This is a genomic window from Rhodococcus sp. 05-2256-B1, from assembly GCF_002258465.1.
Classification (GTDB): domain Bacteria; phylum Actinomycetota; class Actinomycetes; order Mycobacteriales; family Mycobacteriaceae; genus Rhodococcoides; species Rhodococcoides fascians.
Genome location: NZ_NOZA01000015.1, coordinates 255,164 through 276,695, shown reverse-complemented (window position 1 = coordinate 276,695; position 21,532 = coordinate 255,164). Strand labels below are relative to the sequence as shown.

Genomic DNA, 21,532 nt, shown 5'->3' with positions numbered 1-21,532 from the left:
CTGTCGCCCCGAGGTCCCGGTGCTCGACAGGGCCGTTCGTCACTCGATGGAGGGCATTCCGGTGCATGCCGAAAGAGCGCAGCGCCACAGGTTTAGTGTTGACGGTGAATGCGACTCGGGGCGGAACCTGAGGACGCGACCGAGGAGCCACCATCGCCGACCGTTCAGGAGTGTCATGACGACCCCGCACAATCCACCCGAAGTCGACGTCAAGCCACGTAGCCGGGACGTCACCGACGGGCTGGAGAAGACTGCCGCCCGCGGCATGCTCCGCGCCGTCGGGATGGGCGACGACGACTGGGTCAAGTCCCAGATCGGCGTCGCGTCGTCGTGGAACGAGATCACTCCCTGCAACCTCTCGCTCGAACGACTGGCGAAGGAAGTCAAGAAGGGCGTCCACGCGGCCGGCGGGTATCCGTTGGAATTCGGCACCATCTCGGTGTCCGACGGCATCTCGATGGGCCACGAGGGCATGCACTTCTCGTTGGTCTCGCGTGAGGTCATCGCCGACAGCGTCGAAACCGTCATCAGCGCCGAACGTCTCGACGGCTCCGTGCTGCTCGCCGGCTGCGACAAGTCGCTGCCCGGAATGTTGATGGCTGCCGCGCGTCTCGACCTCGCCAGCGTCTTCCTCTACGCCGGATCCACGCTGCCCGGATTCGCCACCCTGTCCGACGGCAGCGAGCACCAGGTGACGATCATCGACGCCTTCGAGGCCGTCGGTGCCTGCTCCCGTGGACTGATGTCGCGCGCCGACGTCGACACCATCGAACGCGCCATCTGCCCCGGCGAAGGTGCCTGCGGCGGCATGTACACCGCGAACACCATGGCCAGCGCCGCCGAGGCCATGGGAATGTCGTTGCCCGGCAGCGCTTCTCCGCCGGCACCGGACCGTCGCCGGGACGGCTTCGCACACGCCAGCGGCGAGGCCGTCGTCGAATTGCTGCGACGCGGCATCCGCACCAGCGACATCCTCACCAAGGAAGCCTTCGAGAACGCGATCGCCGTCGTCATGGCTTTCGGTGGATCCACCAACGCCGTGCTGCACCTGCTGGCCATCGCGCACGAAGCCCAGGTCGAACTGACCCTCGCCGACTTCACCCGCGTCGGAGCGAAAGTTCCACACCTCGCCGACGTCAAGCCCTTCGGCAAGCACGTCATGACCGACGTCGACGCCATCGGCGGTGTCCCCGTGGTCATGAAGGCTCTGCTCGACGCCGGCCTCATGCACGGCGACTGCATGACCGTCACCGGAAAGACCGTGGCGGAGAACCTCGCACACATCGCTCCCCCGGACCCCGACGGCAAAGTGCTGCGCGCACTGGACAAGCCGATCCACCCGACCGGCGGCATCACCATTCTCGAAGGATCACTTGCCCCGGGCGGAGCCGTCGTCAAGTCCGCCGGTTTCGATTCCGACGTATTCGTCGGTACCGCACGAGTTTTCGAGCGTGAACGCGCGGCCATGGATGCTCTCGAAGACGGCACCATCGCGGCAGGCGACGTCGTCGTCATCCGCTACGAGGGACCCAAGGGCGGACCCGGAATGCGCGAAATGCTCGCGATCACCGGAGCCATCAAGGGCGCGGGCCTGGGCAAGGACGTCCTGCTGCTCACCGACGGCCGATTCTCCGGCGGAACCACCGGCCTCTGCGTCGGACACGTGGCACCCGAGGCAGTCGACGGCGGACCCATCGCCTTCGTCCGCGACGGCGACCAGATCCGACTCGACGTCGGCAAGGGCACCCTCGACGTTCTCGTCGACGCAGCCGAAATGCAAGCACGCCAGGAGGGTTGGGCACCGCTTCCTCCGCGCTACACCCGCGGAGTGCTGGCCAAATACTCGAAGCTGGTCGGTTCGGCATCGAACGGTGCGGTGCTGATCTAGCCACCCGCCCTAGCCCTAGCCCTAGCCCTAGCCCCCGGCCCTAGCCCCCCCGGTTGGGATCAATGTGGGTTTCAGTCAGTTGGACTGCAACAAAGGCGCATTGATCCCAACCCGGCGGTAGTGCAGTGGTCCATTCACGCGTTCGGGAGGTCTACAACGGCATCGCCCAGATAGGGCTCGAGCGTTCGTTCAGCTCGGTGCACGTCGCGTGTTGTCGGCTGGCTCGTTGGTAGAACGTCTGCAGGGGTTCGGTCGGCTCCACGTCCGGCGGTGTGGGTACGACGGGCAGTTCGCCGAGTTCGAGCGCCAACTGATAGATGCTGGGGCGTTCGAGTTCGGCGTCGACCAGTGCCGGCGCGGCAGCGTTGTGCGGCTTCGCTGTTCGCGGTACACGCGGCGTACTCGGTTCGGGCTTGGCTGCCGACGGGCGTTCGAGTAGCTGCTCGAGCTCGGCGACCTCACGGACGGCCGCTGCGCGAGTGGCCGGCGGCGCAACGAAGGGCACGATCGGCTCGAACGCGATCATGTCCGACGACGACGCGAGCGCCTTGTTCTTGGCCGGGATGAGGAACGCCACGATCACGGTTCCGGTTCCGAACACCACGGCCGCAACGACACTGGTGTGCACGACGGCACTGCCGAAGGCAGAGATGGCATTCGCTTCGAGATTGTCTGCGAAGCCGCTCAGAAATGCATTCTGCTCGCGAATGATGTCCGAGACGATCACCGCACCGGCCAGCGAATCCTGCGATGCCGCAAGCCCTTCTGCGGCCTGACCGGTGTACTGGCCATTGGGTTGCTTACCGGGGAAGGTCTGCAGAAACCCCTCGATTCCCTGTCGATACGACGCCGCCAGAACCGAACCCAATACAGCGATGCCGAGAGACCCGCCCAGTTCGAGTGCAGTGTCGTTCAGTCCGCCGCCGACACCGAGCTTGTCGTCCGGGAACTCACCCATGATGGCGTCGGTGCAGGGCGAGACGGAGAGTCCGATGGCGAGTCCGAGCAGCGTCAGTACGGGTAGGAAGTCGACATACGTTGCCGTCGAATCGATTCCGACGAGGGAGACGACCGACAGCGTGCCCACGATCATCCCTGCGGTGACGGTGACACGCGGCCCCATCTTGGGGGTCAGCCACATCGTGATTCCGGACCCGACGAACACTGCGCCGGCCAGCGGCAGCAGATGCACTCCGGTGGAGACCGGGCCGTACCCGAGAGCGAACTGGAGGTACTGCGCCACGAGGTAGATCGCCCCGAACGTCACCAGGAAGAACACCAGTACCGCAAGGGTGGCGCCCCCGAGGACACGCGAGGAGAACATCCGCACGTCCAGCAACGGATTGGGGTGTCGTAGTTCCCAGCCCACGAAACCCAACACCGACAGCAGTCCGACGAGGCCGAAGTACAGCGGCCCGACGGTCCAGCCGAAGTGCATGCCCTCGATGATGGAGTAGACGATGGTCGAGACGGCCAGAACCGACAGCAACCCGCCGATCCAATCGATCGCACCGGCATCGACGGCTCGCGACGGCGGGACGAGTACGACGGCTCCGGCTATGGCGGCCAGCGCAATCGGGACGTTGATCAGAAATGTCGAACTCCACGTGAAGCTCTCGAGAAGCCACCCGGCCAGCAACGGCCCGGCGGCGATGGCGAGGCCGGACGTGGCCGCCCACACGGTGACGGCTGTGGCCCGCTCACGCTTGGGGAACGTGGCCACCAGCAGAGACAACGTCGCAGGCATGACGATCGCAGCCGCGACACCCATGACGATTCGGGCCAGGATCACGCCGAGCGTGGCATCGGTCAGCGCCCCCGCCACCGATCCCGCCACGAAGATGATCAGTCCGATGATCAGCGCGCCGCGTCGGCTGTACCGGTCGCCGATCACTCCGCACAACAGCATCAACGACGCGTACGGGACGGTGTATCCGTCGATCACCCATTGAAGATCACTGCTGGTCAAGCCCAGATCCATCGTCATCGACGGCGCGGCGACGAGCAGGGACGTGTTCGCCATGACCACGATCAGCAGGCTCAGGCACAACACCACCAAGGCCGACCATCGTCGGGCATAGGGTTTGTGCATTTCTTGGACAGGTGTCATCGCAAGCAGTGTCATGTGTTCCCCCCGTTGGCAAAGTGCGACACACCTTGCACAGTGCTGTGCAGCTTAAGAAATTCGCGCTAGGATCGGCAATCTTTTGTGGCGGCAACCACACTGCGTCGACGCGATCGTGCTAGAAGTGGACGTGTGCCGAAGACGACGGAGTCGAGACCGAGCGCACGGACAGACCGATCGCCCGTGCAGCGAAGTGACGCCCGCTCGAACAGAGCGCGAATTCTCGATGTCGCCCAGGGGGTACTGGCGAACAACCCGGACGCGACCATCAACGACGTCGCGTCCGCGGCCGGGGTGGTCCGACGAACGGTGTACTCGCACTTCGCCTCTCGCGAAGCCCTGATCGACGGCATCGCACTCGAAGCCGCAGAACGCATCTCGGCCGCGCTCGAACGTGATCCGGCCGTCGACGAATCCGCCGTCACCGTGTTCGTGCGCCAGACGCTGGCACTGGCACGCGTCGGCGATCAGTACCGGCTTCTACTTGCGGTTGCCCGTACGACCTGGGACACAACGGTCTTCACGACCTACTGGGACCGATGCGGGAGTCGGCTGCGGCTGTCATACGACGTGGACAGCGCGAGGGTGTGTTCTCCACCTATCTGCCGGCCGAGGTGCTGATCCTCAACATCGAAGCCATCGCGCTGTCGATCCTCGAGGCCACCAATGCCGGGCTGCTCACCGACCCCACAGGTGCGGCCACCACGTCGAGTCTGGTCCTGCTCGGAATCGCACCGGACGAAGCCGAACGCATCGTGCTCGGTGTCCGTGCCGCGGACGCGCCAGCCGAAGCCCACCCCTGAAACGACGAATGCCCCGCCTGCGCAATGTGATTGCGCCGACGGGACATCGGTCTACGAGTGCGGGTCAGGGAGCGGGGACGAATCCTGCGCCGAGTCCGTTGCCCTGATCGACGTTGCGAAGGATCGCGTCGAAGTTGGTGCCGACCTCGGGGCCGAAGCACGCGACGCCCAGGTACGCGTTGACCATGCCGACGAGGGTGTTGCCGACGACGACCGGGCTACCCGAGTCACCCTCGACGACGCACAGCTGCGCCCAGGTCTCCTGCGACTGCAGAACGTCTCCGTACGCGAGGCCGCAGGTGTTGCCGGTCGTGCGGCCTTCCTTGCAGACGATGTTCGGGAACGCCGTCGGCGGGCCGACCTGAGAGATGGTCACGTTGCCCACGCGGCTGATCGGGGCAACCTTGTCACGCTGAAATTCGATGAGGGCGTAGTCGTACTCCGGGTTGGAGAATGCGATGCGGCCCACCTCACCGAGGGAGGTGTCGTACTCCGGGACGATGGAGGCACCCGCTTGGCCACAGTGACCGGCGGTGAAGCCCACGAGATTTCCGTTGCGGTCGTTGCCGATCGTCGTCAGCGTGCACTCCGCCTGGCCTCCGACGATGATTCCGGACCCACCGCCGAGAGCTGCAGGAGCGGCCGCGGATGCGGTCCCCACGCCGACGCTGGCTACGATTGCAGCCGCCCCCACGACGACGAGCATGAATTTCTTGAACATGTACTCCCTCTCAGCGGTGTCGGCAGAACCCTAGCAACAGAACGTGTCGTAACACGAGCTAGTCGCTCATACGTCCTGCTCGAGGGCCGCAAGAGTCGTCCGAGCTTCGTCGAGTTGACGACTCAGTTCGGCCACGCGGCGTGCCGCCTCTTCACGTGCATGGGAGATAACAGCCTCGACGGCATCGCGGGCGGTGACGTCGCCCAGTTCACGGACGGCCCGACCGACCGCTTCCGGACTCACCGGCTGCGCCTTACTGGGCCTCTTCGCGCCCTGCATGACGGTGACCGACCAATCGTTGTCGGCACCGGCATGAATGGTCACGCTCACTCCGCCCGGCGCCTTCTTCGGACGACGTGGGGCCGAGCCGGTCGACGCAGACCCCGCACCGGCGGGCTTGGCGGCAACGTCGGTCGCCGGTACCGACTTCGGAGCAGCGCTCGATGTCGACGCCGTGACCGATGTAGAAGCCGTGGCCGATGTAGAAGAAGGGCTCGTTTTCGAGACAGCGACCGGCTCGGAGGCAGCGACCGGCTTCGATACCGGCGCAGTCGATGCCGTCTTCTTGGCGGGGATGCGCTTGGCAGGCGCGGGTGGGGTCGCCGGGTTGCGGGTGATGCGCAGTTCCTCGGCCTCGTAGGGCAGTTCGTCGTTGACGCCCTTCGGGCTGATGGTGACGGTGTTGCCGTCGATGGACACCACCTTGGCCGACGTACCGTCGGGCAGGCCGAGGCTCGGATTCGGCTCGCGGAGATACACGGTGGCGCGACGCCCCTCGGCGAGCGCTGCTGCCAGCGTCGTCAGGTTCTCGGGAGTCAGCGAATCGTTCACGGCGCGCCCACGGGGTGGCATCGACTACCGGCCTTTCTCGAAAGTGTTTGCGAATACTGTCGCACAGATTCACGTGCGCAGGCAGCACGGCATCGAGTATCGGTCGCGAGGATGACGTCGATCCCAAGTATGTGTAACCCCGAGTAACTGTAACCGCAAGTAACAGTTACTGCGATTAACACCCGAGAGGCTTGGCCAGAGAAGGCCGACGACACGACTCTAACCGACAGGCCGTTCGAGCGCCCGTCGAGTGCCGTCGACCACCTCGCCGAACCGCCCTCGCGCCGGGATTCTCCCGCGTAGCCTGACGGCGTACCTTCTTGCGCAGGTACGGAACAGGAGCTTCGATGTACCACCTCGACGCGGACCAGCAATCGCTCAGCGACGGTCCGCACGTGTACTTGCTCGATGCCAGAAGCACTCTCGAGGTTCAGGCCCTGAATCAGTGGATCGACGCCACCACCCCGGACGGAGAACGTCGGCCCCCGTCGGTCGTTCTGTCCGGTGAGGCCAGGACATCACTGTTGGACACCGTCCGCGGGTACGCCGACGATCCGCTGCTCATTCCGCTGCGGGTCACGTTGACCGATCGCAGCACCGGCATTCTGCACCGCATCTTCGCCCCGAGAGGCCGCTCGAAGCCGACACGGGTGTGGCAGCGGTGGGTGGCCAACGACGATCCCGATCACTCCGCAGTGTTGGTCGGTGAACCCGCCACCCTGAGCGATCTGCAGGATCGGTTCGAGCGCGGCGGCGGCACGTCGTTGTCGTCGTTCATCCTGCGGCAGGCGAGTCTCGCACTGGACAAGGCCGAACGCGGAGTCATCGGCTCGGAGTACAAGATTCCGCGGTTCGTCGTCGAGGACATGACGGAGCAGAAGAAGTTCAGGGACGGCATCACCGAGCTCGCAGACCACGTCGGCCAGGATCGCGACACCGTCGACAAGAGGGTTCAGGACATCCTCGGCGAGATGGTGGCGACCGAAACCAGGCGCGCCGTCGAGATGTGGGGCACCCTCGGCGCGTACTTCTCGCGGGCGTACAAGGTCGACGTCGATCGCGATCAGCTGCAGAAGGTTCGCGAGCTCAACAAGAACTATCCGTTGGTGTTCCTGCCCAATCACCGTTCCTACCTCGACCCACTCGTGCTGCGTCCCGCGCTTCTCGCCGAGGGACTGCCGCTCAATCACGTCATGGGCGGCATCAATGTCGGCTTCTGGCCGTTGGGCCCGATAGCCAAACGCAGTGGCGTGGTGCTCATTCAGCGCAAGTTCTCGGACGCGATCTACAAATGGACGCTGCGTCAGTACATGAGTTTTCTGCTCAGCAAGCGGTTCAACCTCGAGTGGTACATCGAGGGCGGACGCAGCCGCACCGGAAAGCTCCGCCCGCCGCGGTTCGGTCTGCTGACCTACCTCGTCGACGCCCTCGAGTCGAGCGACGCGGAGGACGTCTATTTGATTCCGACGTCCATCACCTACGACCGACTGCACGAGGTCGGCGCGATGGCCGAAGAATCGCACGGGGCGAAGAAGCAAGCCGAAGGCATTCGCATGGCCATCGGGTACATCCGCGCTCAGGGCACGTTGCGCGGCAACGTCTATCTGAACTTCGGAGAGCCGATGTCGGTGGCGGCGATCGTCGCCGAGAACACCGACAAGCGCGTCGCGGTGCAGAAGATCGCGCTCGGTGTCTCCCATGCGATCAACGATGCGACGCCGGTGACCCCGGCAGCACTGGTCACGATGGCGCTGTTGGGTATCGAGGATCGCGCACTCAACGTCAACGAAATGTGGGCCATCATCTCGCCGTTGGCCGGCTACATCAAACGCAGAAACCTACCCACTGCGGGCGGGGTGGACATCGCCGACGTCGACGTCGTCCGCTCGGCCGTCATCGCACAGGTCAACGCCAACGTCGTCAAGCGTTTCGACGACGGCCCCGAACCGCTGTTCTACCTGGCGCAGGACAAGCATCTGGTGGCAGCGTTCTTCCGCAACAACGCCATTCACTTCTTCGTGATGCGCGCCATCGGCGAACTGGTGGTGCTACCGACCGAGGGTGACTCGACGCCGCTGACTCAGGAATCGTTGTGGACGTCGGCCCTGCAATTGCGAGATCTACTCAAGTTCGAGTTCTTCTTCGGCGACAAGAAGGACTTCGGGGAGCGTCTCGAATCCGAGGTCGATCTCATCGACCCGGACTGGCGCACCAGCATCAGCGACCCCGATTATGCTGCGCGACAGCTCGAATCGCAGGATCTGCACCTGGCGCACCGCGTACTGCAGCCGATCTTCGAGGCCTATCAGGTAGTGGCCGACCAGCTGATGCTGCTCCCGCAGAGCGGAGAATTCGACAAACCGAAGTTCATCTCGGAATGCCTCGGCGCTGCCCAGGCCAGGCGGCTCCGCCAGCAGCTCGATCACAGTGAGTCCATCTCGGGCGAACTGTTCGACACTGCACTGCAACTGGCCGAAAACCGCGACCTGATCGATTCCAGCTCGGACGGCATTGCCCGCCGCCGCAGGGACTTCGCGCTGGAGATCGACGAATGGGCCCGCAAGGTACGTACCATCCGGGATATGGCGCACCGAATGCTCCGTGAGGTGGAACCGATCTCTGCCCCCGAGGAGAACAATCCATGACCGACTTCGACGATCGACTGATAGCGATCGCCGCCGCCCCACCCGGCCGAGACACCATCGCCTTCTTCGATCTCGACGGCACCCTCATCAACGGATTCTCTGCTCGCGCAGTGTTTCTCGAACGCCTCAAGACCCTCGACGTCACGGTCAAGGAACTGTGGGAGATCTCCAGTGCCGTCGTCGAGATGCGGATGCGCAACTCCCCCGTCGACAATCTGATGGGCAAGGCCGTCCGCGGCCTCGAAGGCCGTCGCGAAGAGGACCTGATGGAACAGGCATACACCCTGTTCCGCAACGAGATCGCGCCGATGATCTACCCGCAGGCCCGGGCCCTCGTCGAGGCTCACCGGCACGCAGGGCATCGCCTCGTGATGGCCACCTCGGCCACGCCGTACCAGGCACTGCCGGTGCAACAGGACATGATGTTCGAGGAGTTGCTGTGCACGACTCCGGTGGTCACCGACGGAATTCTCACCGGCGAGCTCGTCGGCGATTCACTCTGGGGACCCCGCAAAGCACAGGCGGCGATCGACTACGCCGAACGTGAAGGCATCGCTCTGGCAGGCTGTTTCGCATACTCGAACGGCGGTGAGGACGTGCCACTGCTCGAAGCCGTTGGCCGTCCCATCGCCCTCAACCCCGATCCTGATCTCGCGCGCTATGCCGCCAAGAAGAACTGGCCGGCCCTGACGCTGGACAGCCCGAAGCGTGGCACGGATATCACGTCGGCCGTACGCAGCACGGCGGCGCTCGGATCGGTGCTCGCGAGTGCGTCGATCGGGCTCGGCCTGGGATTGCTCACCCGCAGTCGCCGCACCGGTGCCAATATCACCAGCACCATCGCCCCGGACATCGCGCTGACCCTCGCCGGAGTCAAGCTCGACGTCACCGGAACCGAAAATGCCTGGTCGGCCAGGCCCGCCGTCTTCATGTTCAACCATCAGAGCACCGCCGACTCGATCATCGTCACTTCCATCCTGCGACGCGACATCACCGCCGTTGCCAAGCGGGAACTCGAACGCGACCCGCGCTTCGCATTGTTGGGCAGGATCTTCGACGTCGCCTATGTCGACCGCGGCGATCCTGCGCAAGCGCGAGAGGCCATGCGACCCGCGATCGAGAAGCTGCACAGTGGCATCTCGGTAGCCATCGCACCCGAGGGCACTCGCATGCCGACGTCCCGTCTCGGCCGATTCAAGAAGGGCGGCTTTCACCTGGCGATGCAGGCCGGCGTGCCGATCGTTCCGATCGTCATTCACAACGCCGGTGACGTGATGTGGAAGAAGGACTTCACCGTTCACTCCGGTACGGTCAAGGTCACCGTCGGCGAGCCCATACCCACCACGGATTGGGATCCCGACAAGATCGACGAGTACGTGGACGCCGTCCGTTCCTATTTCGACAGAACGTTGGGATATGCCTGAGAATCAGATCAACTCGGTAGTACAGACGGAGATCGAGCGGAATCTATTGGGCGGCGAGCCCAAGTACAACCGCGCCGACATCGTCGAGAAGTCCGGGATTCCGCTCGAGCGGGTCATCGCCCTGTGGATCGGCATGGGCTTCCCCGTCCACACCGATACCGACGCGCTCGTCTATACCGACGCCGATCTCGAAGCTCTGAAGCTGATCACCGCACTGACCGCGCAGAAGGTGATCAAGCCCGAGATGGAGGTTGCGATCGCACGCACCCTCGGGCAATCGATGTCCCGGCTCGCGGAATGGCAAGTGGGCGTTGTGAACTCTCACATACTCGAACGCATCATCGACAGCCAAGAAGACACGAACGACATCGACGCGATTCGACGGAACGCCCGTGCCATCGCCGCAGAAACCGTCCCCACCCTCGAAGCACTCCAGGGATACACCTGGCGACGCCACCTGGCAGCTGCGGCCGGTCGATCCATCGCCGCTCCCGACGACGCCGCCGACAGTCCCACTATGGCCGTCGGGTTCGCCGACATGGTCGGCTACACGAGCCTGACGCGTCGACTCGATATCGGCGAGTTGACGACGCTACTCGAGGAATTCGAGTCATTGGCCACCAATATCATTGCGCGAGGGCGCGGTTCGGTGATCAAGAATGTCGGCGACGAGGTGATGTTCAGCGCGCAGACCCCCGAGGATGCCGCCCACATCGCCCTCGACCTCCAGGACGCCTTCGACGAGCAGGAGGACATGCCGGACCTGCGGGTCGGGCTGGCGTGGGGCCCGGTACTGGCCCGGTACGGCGACCTGTACGGGTCGGTGGTCAATATCGCTGCGCGCCTGACCAGTTCGGCCAATCCCGGAACGATCCTGGTCGATACCGTCATGACGGATGAACTGCGCCACGACTCCGAGTTCTACCTCAAATCGGTTCGCTCACTACGGGTCAAAGGGTTCCACAAGCTCAAGCCTCACCGGCTCAAGCGCAACAAGCGAACCGGTCAGCGTAGCGAGGAGTAGAACTCCAGGTGTCGACGCGCAGCCTCGTCCCAGGTGAGGCTGTGCGCCAGCGTCAGCCCCGGTGACGGATCCTGCGGCTCGTGCAACGCACGGTCCAATTCGCTGGTCATGGCCTCCACCGACGATGCGTAGGTGACGCTGTCTCCGAACACCTCTCGCAGTACCGGCAGATCACGCGCCACCACCGGAGTCGATGCGGCGAGCGCCTCCATCGCGGCCAGGCCGAAGCCTTCCTTGGTGGAGAAGAACGGCAGCACCGCAGCCTGCGCCACGAGATGCGGCAGCTCGTCGTCGTCGACGGTTCCGAGTATCACCGGCTCGATGCCCAGTTCTACTGCTCGACGGTCGAATTCGGACCGATAGTCACGGTAGTCGAACAGGGTCTCGCCGCCGGCGAACACCAGTTGCACGTGGCGATCGGACAGCCCGGCGAAGGCGTCGAGTAGATCGAGACTGCCCTTGCGTGGCTCGATGCCGCCGACGGCGAGCACGTACCTGCCGAACTTCCCGCTCCAGTGCGATCGGCCCGATTCGGCTGCTGCCGAGAACCTTCCGGCATCGACTCCATTGGGAATGACGACCGGATCGAACCCCCAGCCGCGTCGGACGTCGTCGGCCACCGCACTGGACACACAGATTCGCGCGTACGGCGCGGTGATCGCTCGTTCGTGACATGCCGCGAGCTCGGGAGTGGTGAACTCGTCGAGATGGTGGATGGTCCTGATGCACCGGCCGACGGCGTTGGCCGAGATGCAGTCCTGAGCATGGACGATGTCGTACTCGTCGGGCGTGAAGGCCTGCCGCAGAACGCCTATCGATCGCAGAATCCGCTCGCCGACGCTCTCGTTCTCGCGGTGGGAAAACGGGACCATCCGCACGGTGACAGCCGGGTCGACCTTGCGGAAGAACTCACTGTCGCCCCCGCGGCCCAGCGACCACACCGACACATCCTGGCCGGCGCGTGCCAGCGCTTCGGCCAGAGCCAACGTATGCACCACGCCTCCGCGCGGTTTGGACGAATAGGTCAACAGCGCGATCTTCATCGATCCGGTTTCTCCCGCAACAAGTTCGGATAGGCATCGACGCGTCGCTCGGCCAGGTGATGCAGACCTCTCCGGGCCCGATCCACCTCGGCATCGACGTCGATCTCGTGCACGGCCAAACCGCCTTTGGACCACGTCTTGGCCAACACGTCTCCGCCGGGCCCGACAATTTTTGCCTGGCCGAGGAACCGCAGGGATCCCATCACCCCGGTCTGGTTGGACGAGACGAGCACCACCTGGTTCTCGGCGGCGCGCGCAGCGTCGTACAGATCGAACAGTCGGGACTGTCGATCGTTGGGTAGCGACGACGCTCGATCGGTGACGCTGGCCGGCCACGCGGACAGCGCCGCAATGATTCTCGCGCCGTCCAATGCAAGCGTCCGGGCCGACTCCGGGAACGTCTTGTCGTAGTCGATCAGCATGCCCATCCGTCCGACCGGAGTATCGAAGGCCTCGAACCGATCTCCGGCGGCGTAGGCCAAGGATTCCCCGAGCGGCTGATGCACCTTACGGTGACTGCCGAGGATCCCGTCGCCCGTCAGGCACGCAGCCGCGTTGTACCGCAGCCCCTTCGACAACTCGGTGTACCCGATACACACCGTCATCGCACCCGCCGCCGCGATGATGGCGGCCAACTCCGGACCGTCCGGATCGAGAGTGGGCGGCAACTCGGACGGATCCGGATTGCTCAGGCTGTTGATGTAACCCCCGAGGGATGCGTCGGGCAGCACCAAGAGATCGATGCCCTCGCGGGCCGCACTGGAGATGATCGTCGTGATCTTCAGTACGGCCCGATCGACATCTCTACCGAAATGTGCTGCCAATGCACCGATCTTGATGGGAGCCACGTCGAGATCAGACCATCTGGCTCTGCGGTTGCGCTGGGTTTCGGGACTGCGTCGAGTTTCGGGACTGCGCAGCACTGATTTCGAGGCCGATTTGATCGGCCAGGAATGCGGCGTCGCGGGCCACCGAGGCGAAGCGTCCGGAACCCCAGGTGTGCTGCCAGGGCAGGCCCAGGAAGTACAGGCCGGGAACCGATGTGACGCCGCGGTTGTGCGTCGGGTGGCCCTCGCCGTCGAACGCCCCGACCTTCAGCCAGCGGTAGTCGGTACGGAAGCCGACCGACCAGACGACCGCGGTGATGTCGGTGGTGGCGAGATCGAGTTCGGTCGTCTCGAATTCCGGACGCCACACCGGCACGTAGCGGTCCTCCGTGGGGGCAGTGATGCCCTCGCGCTCGATGTACGCGTCGATGTTGTCCTTGATGCTCTCGGCCACCCGATCCGCAGCGTCGAGGGACGCTTCGAGGGTCGGAGCGAACTGCAGGACGCCGTCCTCCACGCCCACCAGACGGCCGTACAGCTGCATGCCCTCGGTGGCGAACGCGCGCAGGTCGATGTCTCGACCACCGTCACGGCCGGTGACGTAGTGGTTCGTGTTCTCGCGTTTGCCGACGCCACCGGGTTGATCTTCGATGGAGACATCGTAGACGCCCATGTCGTGCAGCCAGGCGACACAGTCACGCCCCCGATAGAAGCGTGCGACGCGAGGTGCGGTGCCGGCGACGAGATGAACCCGGCGGCCGTCGAGATGTAGATCCTCGGCGATCTGCGCTCCGGACTGGCCGGTGCCGACGACCAGTACCTCGCCGTTCGGGAACTGGTGCGAGCCGCGGTATTCGGACGAGTGAATCTGGACGATGTCGCGGGGCAGCTTCTCGGCGAATCGCGGAATGGTCGGGATGTGGTAGCCGCCGACGGCAACGACGATCTGATCGGCGTGCATGGGGCCGGCGGAGGTCTGTAGATCGAAGCCGCCTGCCGCAGATTGCAAGGCCTGATTCACCGAAACATACTCTCGGACCGGTGCATCGAAGCTCTCGGCGTAGCGTCGGACGAAGGCGTAGACCTCGTCGCGCTGCATGAACCCGTCGGGATCGTCACCGTCGTAGGAGTATCCGGGGAGCGCGCACTGCCAGTTGGGGGTGACGAGGGTGAAGTTGTCCCAGCGCGAGTCCTTCCATTCGTGCGCGATGGTGTCGCGTTCGAGGACGACGTGGTCGATGCCTCGCTGCGTCAGATGCCAGCTGATGGACAGTCCGGCCTGCCCGCCGCCGATGACGATCACCGAGTAGTTTTCTGTTGCACTGTGGCTCTCTGTCATAGCAATTCAGCTCCCGACATACTCAGTACGCGAACGGCACCGGCCTGATACGACGCGCTGACACCGTGAATCTCTTCCATCTGCTGCGCGGCCGACGTGCACCGCATCCCGAATTTGGCGAGAACTCGATCGCTCGCCACGGTCAATGCCTCGGACGTTCGCTGAACGAACTCGGCCACCGGGTATTCCTGCCCGGGGCTCAGATAGTCGTGCATCACCAAAGAGGGCGAGTAGCAGGACTGTTCGCGTCCGTCGGGCCACCGCACCACGAACGACATCTCAGGCATGAACGGTCTCCTTGGTGATGGTGCGATAGACCGAGGGCCGTCGGTCGCGCAGGTTGTACATGCCACCGCCACGTGCCGCGCCGATGAGCGCCTCGACATCGACGGTGGCTGTGGCCAAACCCGGCTCGACGCCTGTGCCCGCGAGGATCTCACCGCCGGGCCCGACGATCTTGGCGCTGCAGACGAACCTCAGAGACCCGAACGTGCCGGCCTGATTCGCTGCGACCCAGATGATCTGATTCTCCAGTGCACGAGCGCGGTCATAGATGTCGAAGCGTTGCTTCCACCGATCTTCTTCCATGTTCGGGGTCGTCGCGGTACGTGCCGTCGGCCACGCGGAGATGGACGCGACGATCTCGGCTCCGTCGAGCGCGAGTTCGCGAGCCGCCTCGGGGAATCCCTTGTCGTAGCAGATCTGCATGCCCATCCGGCCGACCGGAGTGTCGAAGGCGGAGTAGCTCTCTCCCGCTGCGTAGCAGAGGTTTTCGCCGAGTGGCTGGTGCACCTTGCGATACGAACCGAGGATGCCGCTGCCGTCGACCGTCACCGCGGCGTTGTAGCGGGTATCGCCGTCCTTCTCACAGAATCCGAACGTGACGACAGTATCGCCCGCCATGTCGATGACCCGCCTGATCTCGGGGCCTTCGAGTTCCAGAGCCGGCGGTAGTGCCTTCAGTCGACGCTGTCTCGATTCTTCGGTCTCGTCGCCGCCACCGAGGCTGGGCAGGTACCCACCCAGGCACGCTTCCGGTAGCACCAGCAGTTGGCTACCGCGATTACGCGATTCCTCGAGCAGGGCGGCGATGGTGGCGTAACCCTGTTCCATGTCGCGGCCGAACTCGGCTGCGGCCACGGAGATCGTGATGTCGTTCATGCTTCTCCCAATCCGGTCACCGTCGAAGTGACCGCGCGCGTGGTGATTCCGTCGGGCCATCGCAAGGCGACGCCCGGAATGTCGGTGAGCTCTCCGCATTCTGCGGACAGTGCAGGTCCGGACGGTGCAGTCGGTGCACCGGGACGGTCCGCGGTGATCATCGCGAACCCGGGAAAACACGTGATCCATTCGCCCATCGACGCCGAGTCGGGCTTCGGAATCGAGGAGATGTCCAATACGGCACCGGTTCCGCTTGCCTCGGCCAGCATCCCGGTAGTGCCCGCCAGGCCGGCCATCGAGACGTCCTTGGCGGCCTTGGGCGCGGTACGGGCGACGAACGACGCCATGGTCGTCAGTTCGGCCGAGTTGCGCCGAGACGTCGAATCCCATTGCTGGCCCTGATATCCACGACGCCAGCCACCCTCGACGTCCGCCGTCAGCGTCAATCGATCGCCGACGCTTCCCCCGCCGGCCCGTACCGGGTTCGCTGTGCGCCCCAGAGCGGTGACCGACAGCGACGACGGCACCCCGGCCTGGGTGTGGCCACCGAGTACCGGAACCTGCCAGGCCGCAGACGCATTGGCGAGGCCGCGGATGATGCGGGTCAATCGAGATTGCGTCGGTGCTCCGACGGAGTCGAGCATGCCGACTGCATAGGCACCCATCGCCGAAAGGTCGTTGAGGTTGACCAGGGCCGCGCACCAGCCGGCCCACTCCGGGTCGCGGTCGACCATCGAGGGGATGATCGCATCGCAGGCGGCGATCATGTCGCTCCCGGGAACCGGGACACCGTCGTCACCTCGAAATCCTTTGGCACCGAGCCCGAGTGGCTGCGCCTTCAGCGGCGCGAGGACGCCGGCGAGCATCGCCTTGGTCGACGACACCAGCCGTTCGATCCTGTCGATCGGCCAATACATCGCCACGTGTGGAGTATTCGCCACCTCGACGTCGCCACGCCTGATCCAGCCGAGACGGGTGAACAGTGTCTCGTTGCGCTTCTGCACCGTCGCGTCGAAGCGCAGCACGCCGCGACTTTCGGCATGAGCACAGGCCGCACGAACCAGCGCTGGGCCCACACCGGAAGTGCGCGCAGAGGTGGTGACCACCAGGCGACTGCCGGCCCACCACCCCAGATCCGTTGCCGTGCAGGGTGCCAGGCGCACCCCACCGAGCACGGTGCCGTCTCGATCGGTGGCCACGAGAACAACGCAGCGAGGATCGTCGTCGACGTCGTCGTGATCGGTGCCGGCGAACAAGCCCTGTTCGGCGACGAACGTCTCTCTGCGCAGCGCCCGGTACGCATTCAATTCTGCTGTACCGGTGCACGGCTGAACGATGAACTCCGGTTGCACAACAGTGATTGCAGCGCCGGACAATCCGGCGAGATCGTTACCCTCCACGACGCCGTACATGTCACCCTCCCGCGTTCTGCAGAACGCTGCACGCACCGCAGGCCGCGCAGCCTGCTTTCTGATCGGACCCGAGCATCGCCGCTGCCTGAAGTTCCTTGGCGACGCGTCGGGTGACGCTTTCGAGGACGTCGGCAGCGGGAGCCGTCGCCCGGTCGACATCCACCGCCAACGTGCCTGCGAGCGGCCGGAACGGAACGACGAAGGGATACACACCCATCTCGATCAGTTCCGCTGCACCCGAGACCAATTCGTCGGGATCCTCGCCGAGACCGACCAGTATGTACGTCGAAACCTGGTTACGCCCGAAAACCCGGACCGCTTCTTTCCATGCCGCGCGGTACTCGTCCATCGAGACCGATGCCTTGCCCGGCATCCATCTGCGGCGCACGTCGTCGTCGAGCGATTCGACGTGGATACCGATGGACTCGGCTCCGGCGTCGTACAGATCCTGGATGGTCTGCAGGTCACCCGGAGGTTCGCACTGCACCTGGATCGGTAGTTCCGGGACCACGGCCTTGATGGCACGTACGCACCGAGCCAGATGACGGGCACCGCGATCCTTCGCGGCCGAAGTGCCCGTCGTCATGACCATCTGCGTCACCCCGTCCAGTCGGACAGCGGCCTCCGCCACCTCCGCAAGTTGCGCGGGCGTCTTGACAGCGATGGTGTCGCCCGCGTCCAGAGACGCTTCGATGGAACAGAAGCGGCACCGTTGATCGGCGTCGTAGCGAATGCACGTCTGGACCACGGTCGTGGCCAGGACACTGGTGCCGTGCAGCTTGGCGATCTTCTCGTAGGCGACACCGTCGGTGGTGGAGAGGTCGTAGAACTTCGGGCGATCGACGGCCTGAACATCGAGGCCGATGTCGTTGCCGTCGAACAGAACTCGCCCTTCTTCGAGTACGTACGGACTGAGCGGGTTGCGCGGGATTGCTGCGCCGAGACCATCGATGCGGACATGTCCATCGTCACTCGGGCCGGCACCGGCAGTTCTGGACACCGGCGTTGCTCCTCGAATCCCGAGCAACGCCAGATCCACACGTGTAGAGATGGACATAACCGTCCCCTAGACCATGTAGGTCGAATTGATGATGGCACCCTTGCGCGCGTAATGGATCAATGCGTCCTGCACGTCCAGGGGGTGGGCCGGGATGACGCCCTCGATGAGGTCTTCTTCACGACCCCCGTGCAGGGCCAGTCCGAAGCGGCAGCAGAACACGGTGCCGCCCTCGGCGATGAACGTCGCGAGGGAGTCGTTGATGTTCTGTTCACCCGGGAAGCCCGAGTCTCCGGTGGTCGGGAAACCGCGTGTGGCAAGGCAATTGATAGCACCGGGTCCGTAGAAGTACATCGCCGACTCGAAACCCTTGCGCAGAGCGCGGGTGGCCTGCAGCACCGCGACGAACGATACCGACGACTCGTGGGCGATGCCGTGCACCAGCGTGAAGTAGCTTTCGCCGTTCTCCGCCTTGTAGTCGGGGAAGATCTTGGTGGAGCCGTAGATGTTGCTGCCCTTGGGAAGTGAGGGATGCGGAATCTCCTCGAGGGACTTCTTGATGTTCTCGGCGATGGACTGGTCGAGATCTGACACGTGCGTCTCCTGAGGTTCGCAGAGCGGGCTGGATGCGGTGGACACCGATGTCCACCCGAGAAAACCGTCATGTCCGACGAGAGGGCAGATCCTCTGCGGCCATGGAACAAGTACAGGCCTCGTCGATTTCCGATTGGTCACGCTCGGAACAACGTCGTGTTTCAAGGGCCTCACAGTGTTGACGTGGTGTTACGCGGTTACTGTGAAGGGAAGTCCATCCACCCACCGCAGCATGACGAGGAACTCGATGATCGGCGCCGTCACCGGCTTGTTGTACGTGTTGTCCCTGGTAGTGGGGATCTGGGTGCTCGTGAAGCTCGCCACGAACAGGCCCGTTCTTCTGAAGAACAAGGCCGACCGCGCGCTGTTCTGGACGATCGCGGCTACCGAAGGCGTCGTTGCACTGCAGGCCGTGATCGGGTTCGTGATGATGTTCGCCTCCGATCGCGACATTCACCGCCTCACGTTCGGGTCGTACCTCGTCGGACTGCTGTTCCTGCTCCCACTCGGAACGTGGTGGTCTCTGGGCGACCGTTCCCGCGGCGGCACCGCGGTGCTCCTCGTAGCCGTCCTCACCCTCGCAGCCATGGTGTTGCGACTGAGCCAGATTTGGGCCGGATATGCCTGACAAACTTCAGCAAGCCACGCGCACCGGATTCGGACGCTTCCTCATCGCCGTCTACGCCGTGTTCGCCGTTGCCGCGACATCGCGATCGATCGTGCAACTCACCACCCGATTCGACAACGCCCCGGTCGCGTACCTGCTGTCGGCATTTGCAGCCGTGGTCTACATCATCGCGACGGTCGGCCTGGCACGAGCAACCGAGGCATCGCGACGAGTGGTGACGGTCTCCTGCATCATCGAACTCGTCGGAGTCCTCGGCATCGGCACCCTCAGCTACATCCAGCCCCAGGACTTCCCGGAGCCGACGGTGTGGTCGCACTTCGGATCCGGTTACGTCTTCATCCCGGTCGTGCTGCCCATCGCAGGACTGTGGTGGTTGCGAAAGACACGCCAGCAGTAGAGGTCTGCTCTACATCTCGCGCATTGCAGTCCGACCCCTACATCGAAGCCACTGCGCGCCGCCCCGTTCGAGTTCAGCGGTCCCGGGCGATCCTCACTCGACTGACGTTGCGGCCATATCACGGGCCACCGACAGGTTCCGCATCCCGAATCCTTGTGCACAGCAATAGTTTTCGATTGCACCATCATTGCGCATCGAACACCCGTTCGATACACTTGGTCCATGACGACGGAGATCTGGCAACTGAGCGAAAGCGAACTCCTCGCCGACGCTGCTGATGTCTCCCACCGAATCCAACTGCTCGAAGCCCGGCGGATCGCCCTCGTCGCCGACATCGACACCCGCGTGAGCCGAGAGAAGCTCGGCTTCCCCGGCCCCGCAGGCTGGCTGACCTCCACCACCCTCCTCACCCCCAGCAAAGCCACCAAGATCGTGGCCCTCGCTCGCGGGTTGAAGAACTTCCCCGACATCGCCGACGCCGTGAACACCGGCGTCATGTCCGTCGACCACGCCGCCCTGATTCTCACCTTCGCCGAAACACCACCGAAGAACCTCCCGCAAGAGGGTCGCGACATCGCCCGCAAGGCCATGATCACCGCAGCAACCGGACCCGGCGCACGCACCGACAGCATCCGAGAAGCGATCACCAAACTCGAGGACACCTACGGCGGCGACAAGCCACCACCGGAAGACACCGACCGCAACGAACTCTTCGCCTCGAAAACCCTCAACGGACGTCTCGTGGCGAAGATGGATTTCGATGCGATCACCGGAGAAAAGCTGCTCACCGCACTTTCCCCGTTGACCGAACCCCACCCCGCAGCCGACGGCACCCAAGACGACCGCAGCCCCGCCAAGAGACGAGCCGACGCCTTCGGACACATCCTCGACCGCTACCTCGCCACCTCGAATCGCCCCACCGAAGGCGGCGAAAAACCACACGTCAACCTGCACGTCCGGCTACAGGACCTCCAAAGCCAGAGCAGCCAGAACAACAGCGACATCACCGACGACGAAACGACCCGCGCCGCAGCAGAATACGAGACAGATCCAGCCGATCCGGTTGACATCGACACCGGAAACCCGATCCACCCCGACTCGGACGAGTCCGATCGCCGGGGCGAGGCGGATCCCCGGGGCGAGTCCGATAGCCCGACCGCGAACCGGAGCGCGTATCGGGATCTCTTCGGTGACGGCACGTCGGTCGGCTGGCTGCCGTGGATGGGCCCGCTCTCCCGCAACACTTCCCGACAACTGGCCTGCGATTGCCTTCTCACCGCCATCGTCATGGACGAGAACGGCAACCCACTCAACCTCGCCCGCACCGCCCGTACCGTCACCGCGAAACAGAAACGCGCATTGACTGCCCGCGACCACGGGTGCGCGTTCCCGGGATGCGGAAAACCCCCCGCCTGGACCGAAGGTCACCACATCTTCACCACATCTGGCATTGGGCCGACGGTGGCCCCACCGACATGGACAACCTCGTCCTACTCTGCGGATTCCACCACCGACTCATCCACCACTCCGACTGGGACGCGTTCATCGGCACCGATCAGCACCCCTGGTTCGTACCCCCGGCATCCGTCGACCCGTACCGAGAACCCCGACAATCCCACGCACGAGCCGGCCCCCACATCGCATGAGCCCGCGCAAACACGCACCAGCCCCAC

The 21,532-nt window shown here is 64.3% G+C and carries 19 protein-coding genes and 1 pseudogene; 9 read left to right on the top strand and 11 right to left on the bottom strand.

Going from position 1 to position 21,532, the window contains the following annotated elements:
• Positions 1-175: 175 nt before the first annotated feature.
• Complete coding sequence (gene ilvD / locus CH285_RS07290) at positions 176-1,888, top strand: dihydroxy-acid dehydratase (protein ID WP_027495252.1); 1,713 nt, start codon at positions 176-178, stop codon at positions 1,886-1,888.
• A gap of 151 nt (positions 1,889-2,039) precedes the next feature.
• On the opposite strand, the gene CH285_RS07285 is transcribed toward ilvD, so the two are convergent.
• Entirely contained in the window at positions 2,040-4,013 is a 1,974-nt protein-coding gene (locus CH285_RS07285) for an MFS transporter (protein ID WP_094643604.1), read from the bottom strand.
• 183 nt (positions 4,014-4,196) lie between these two features.
• On the opposite strand from CH285_RS07285, the gene CH285_RS07280 reads away from it, so the two are divergent.
• Both CH285_RS07280 and CH285_RS07275 read left to right on the top strand, forming a co-directional pair.
• A complete protein-coding gene (locus CH285_RS07280; protein WP_176458476.1) occupies positions 4,197-4,634 on the top strand; it encodes a TetR/AcrR family transcriptional regulator in 438 nt (145 codons plus the stop codon).
• Positions 4,601-4,816, top strand: coding sequence for a hypothetical protein (locus tag CH285_RS07275; RefSeq protein WP_094643606.1), 216 nt, complete (start codon positions 4,601-4,603; stop codon positions 4,814-4,816). The genes CH285_RS07280 and CH285_RS07275 overlap by 34 nt, the downstream gene beginning before the upstream one ends.
• A 64-nt stretch (positions 4,817-4,880) precedes the next feature.
• On the opposite strand, the gene CH285_RS07270 is transcribed toward CH285_RS07275, so the two are convergent.
• Both CH285_RS07270 and CH285_RS07265 read right to left on the bottom strand, forming a co-directional pair.
• The gene (locus CH285_RS07270) at positions 4,881-5,537 is read right to left on the bottom strand and encodes a hypothetical protein (protein WP_027495249.1); all 657 of its coding nucleotides are present in this window, start codon (positions 5,535-5,537) and stop codon (positions 4,881-4,883) included.
• Between the two features lie 66 nt (positions 5,538-5,603).
• Positions 5,604-6,389, bottom strand: a complete 786-nt coding sequence (locus tag CH285_RS07265) for a DUF6319 family protein (protein ID WP_094643607.1) — start codon at positions 6,387-6,389, stop codon at positions 5,604-5,606.
• A gap of 326 nt (positions 6,390-6,715) precedes the next feature.
• Here CH285_RS07265 and CH285_RS07260 point away from each other — a divergent pair, with 326 nt between their 5' ends.
• Genes CH285_RS07260 through CH285_RS07250 form a run of 3 tightly spaced genes read left to right on the top strand, consistent with a single transcriptional unit; the run spans position 6,716 to position 11,461 of the window.
• Entirely contained in the window at positions 6,716-9,013 is a 2,298-nt protein-coding gene (locus tag CH285_RS07260) for a glycerol-3-phosphate 1-O-acyltransferase (protein WP_094643608.1), read from the top strand.
• Positions 9,010-10,437 (top strand): HAD-IB family hydrolase, encoded by a 1,428-nt coding sequence (locus CH285_RS07255; protein WP_032372538.1) that lies wholly within the window; start codon positions 9,010-9,012, stop codon positions 10,435-10,437. The genes CH285_RS07260 and CH285_RS07255 overlap by 4 nt, the downstream gene beginning before the upstream one ends.
• Complete coding sequence (locus tag CH285_RS07250) at positions 10,430-11,461, top strand: adenylate/guanylate cyclase domain-containing protein (protein WP_027495245.1); 1,032 nt, start codon at positions 10,430-10,432, stop codon at positions 11,459-11,461. Before CH285_RS07255 ends, CH285_RS07250 begins: the two co-directional genes overlap by 8 nt.
• On the opposite strand, the gene CH285_RS07245 is transcribed toward CH285_RS07250, so the two are convergent.
• From CH285_RS07245 to CH285_RS07210, 8 genes are read right to left on the bottom strand one after another with little or no spacing between them, the layout of a single operon-like run.
• Entirely contained in the window at positions 11,443-12,504 is a 1,062-nt protein-coding gene (locus CH285_RS07245; protein ID WP_094621794.1) for an MSMEG_0565 family glycosyltransferase, read from the bottom strand. The genes CH285_RS07250 and CH285_RS07245 overlap by 19 nt on opposite strands.
• On the bottom strand, positions 12,501-13,352 hold the full coding sequence (locus tag CH285_RS07240; protein WP_032392706.1) for a carbon-nitrogen hydrolase family protein: 852 nt from the start codon (positions 13,350-13,352) through the stop codon (positions 12,501-12,503). Before CH285_RS07240 ends, CH285_RS07245 begins: the two co-directional genes overlap by 4 nt.
• Positions 13,353-13,359: 7 nt before the next feature.
• Positions 13,360-14,670, bottom strand: a complete 1,311-nt coding sequence (locus CH285_RS07235) for an MSMEG_0569 family flavin-dependent oxidoreductase (RefSeq protein ID WP_094643609.1) — start codon at positions 14,668-14,670, stop codon at positions 13,360-13,362.
• Positions 14,667-14,957 (bottom strand): MSMEG_0570 family nitrogen starvation response protein, encoded by a 291-nt coding sequence (locus CH285_RS07230; RefSeq protein WP_027495242.1) that lies wholly within the window; start codon positions 14,955-14,957, stop codon positions 14,667-14,669. The genes CH285_RS07235 and CH285_RS07230 overlap by 4 nt, the downstream gene beginning before the upstream one ends.
• Positions 14,950-15,831: a carbon-nitrogen hydrolase family protein gene (locus tag CH285_RS07225; RefSeq protein ID WP_032406338.1), complete on the bottom strand. Its 882-nt coding sequence runs from the start codon at positions 15,829-15,831 to the stop codon at positions 14,950-14,952. Before CH285_RS07225 ends, CH285_RS07230 begins: the two co-directional genes overlap by 8 nt.
• Positions 15,828-17,243 carry an MSMEG_0567/sll0787 family protein gene (locus tag CH285_RS07220; protein ID WP_094643638.1) on the bottom strand — a complete coding sequence of 472 codons (1,416 nt, stop codon included), beginning with the start codon at positions 17,241-17,243 and terminating at the stop codon, positions 15,828-15,830. Before CH285_RS07220 ends, CH285_RS07225 begins: the two co-directional genes overlap by 4 nt.
• Before the next feature lies 1 nt (position 17,244).
• Positions 17,245-18,300, bottom strand: a complete 1,056-nt coding sequence (locus tag CH285_RS07215) for an MSMEG_0568 family radical SAM protein (protein WP_094643610.1) — start codon at positions 18,298-18,300, stop codon at positions 17,245-17,247.
• A 9-nt stretch (positions 18,301-18,309) separates the two neighbouring features.
• Positions 18,310-18,834 carry an MSMEG_0572/Sll0783 family nitrogen starvation response protein gene (locus tag CH285_RS07210; protein ID WP_027495238.1) on the bottom strand — a complete coding sequence of 175 codons (525 nt, stop codon included), beginning with the start codon at positions 18,832-18,834 and terminating at the stop codon, positions 18,310-18,312.
• Between the two features lie 232 nt (positions 18,835-19,066).
• Here CH285_RS07210 and CH285_RS07205 point away from each other — a divergent pair, with 232 nt between their 5' ends.
• From CH285_RS07205 to CH285_RS07195, 3 genes and pseudogenes are all read left to right on the top strand, one after another.
• A complete protein-coding gene (locus CH285_RS07205; RefSeq protein ID WP_230074147.1) occupies positions 19,067-19,462 on the top strand; it encodes a hypothetical protein in 396 nt (131 codons plus the stop codon).
• Positions 19,455-19,859 (top strand): hypothetical protein, encoded by a 405-nt coding sequence (locus CH285_RS07200; protein ID WP_027495236.1) that lies wholly within the window; start codon positions 19,455-19,457, stop codon positions 19,857-19,859. The genes CH285_RS07205 and CH285_RS07200 overlap by 8 nt, the downstream gene beginning before the upstream one ends.
• Positions 19,860-20,081: 222 nt before the next feature.
• A pseudogene (locus tag CH285_RS07195) lies at positions 20,082-21,505 on the top strand (DUF222 domain-containing protein).
• Positions 21,506-21,532: the final 27 nt, after the last annotated feature.

Bases quoted from the DNA above. Each gene is read 5' to 3' on its own strand.
- ilvD (WP_027495252.1), top strand. From the start codon at position 176: ATGACGACCCCGCACAATCCACCCGAAGTCGACGTCAAGCCACGTAGC.
- CH285_RS07285 (WP_094643604.1), bottom strand. From the start codon at position 4,013: ATGACACTGCTTGCGATGACACCTGTCCAAGAAATGCACAAACCCTAT.
- CH285_RS07270 (WP_027495249.1), bottom strand. From the start codon at position 5,537: ATGTTCAAGAAATTCATGCTCGTCGTCGTGGGGGCGGCTGCAATCGTA.
- CH285_RS07265 (WP_094643607.1), bottom strand. From the start codon at position 6,389: ATGCCACCCCGTGGGCGCGCCGTGAACGATTCGCTGACTCCCGAGAAC.
- CH285_RS07260 (WP_094643608.1), top strand. From the start codon at position 6,716: ATGTACCACCTCGACGCGGACCAGCAATCGCTCAGCGACGGTCCGCAC.
- CH285_RS07255 (WP_032372538.1), top strand. From the start codon at position 9,010: ATGACCGACTTCGACGATCGACTGATAGCGATCGCCGCCGCCCCACCC.
- CH285_RS07250 (WP_027495245.1), top strand. From the start codon at position 10,430: ATGCCTGAGAATCAGATCAACTCGGTAGTACAGACGGAGATCGAGCGG.
- CH285_RS07245 (WP_094621794.1), bottom strand. From the start codon at position 12,504: ATGAAGATCGCGCTGTTGACCTATTCGTCCAAACCGCGCGGAGGCGTG.
- CH285_RS07235 (WP_094643609.1), bottom strand. From the start codon at position 14,670: ATGACAGAGAGCCACAGTGCAACAGAAAACTACTCGGTGATCGTCATC.
- CH285_RS07230 (WP_027495242.1), bottom strand. From the start codon at position 14,957: ATGCCTGAGATGTCGTTCGTGGTGCGGTGGCCCGACGGACGCGAACAG.
- CH285_RS07225 (WP_032406338.1), bottom strand. From the start codon at position 15,831: ATGAACGACATCACGATCTCCGTGGCCGCAGCCGAGTTCGGCCGCGAC.
- CH285_RS07220 (WP_094643638.1), bottom strand. From the start codon at position 17,243: ATGTACGGCGTCGTGGAGGGTAACGATCTCGCCGGATTGTCCGGCGCT.
- CH285_RS07215 (WP_094643610.1), bottom strand. From the start codon at position 18,300: ATGTCCATCTCTACACGTGTGGATCTGGCGTTGCTCGGGATTCGAGGA.
- CH285_RS07205 (WP_230074147.1), top strand. From the start codon at position 19,067: ATGACGAGGAACTCGATGATCGGCGCCGTCACCGGCTTGTTGTACGTG.
- CH285_RS07200 (WP_027495236.1), top strand. From the start codon at position 19,455: ATGCCTGACAAACTTCAGCAAGCCACGCGCACCGGATTCGGACGCTTC.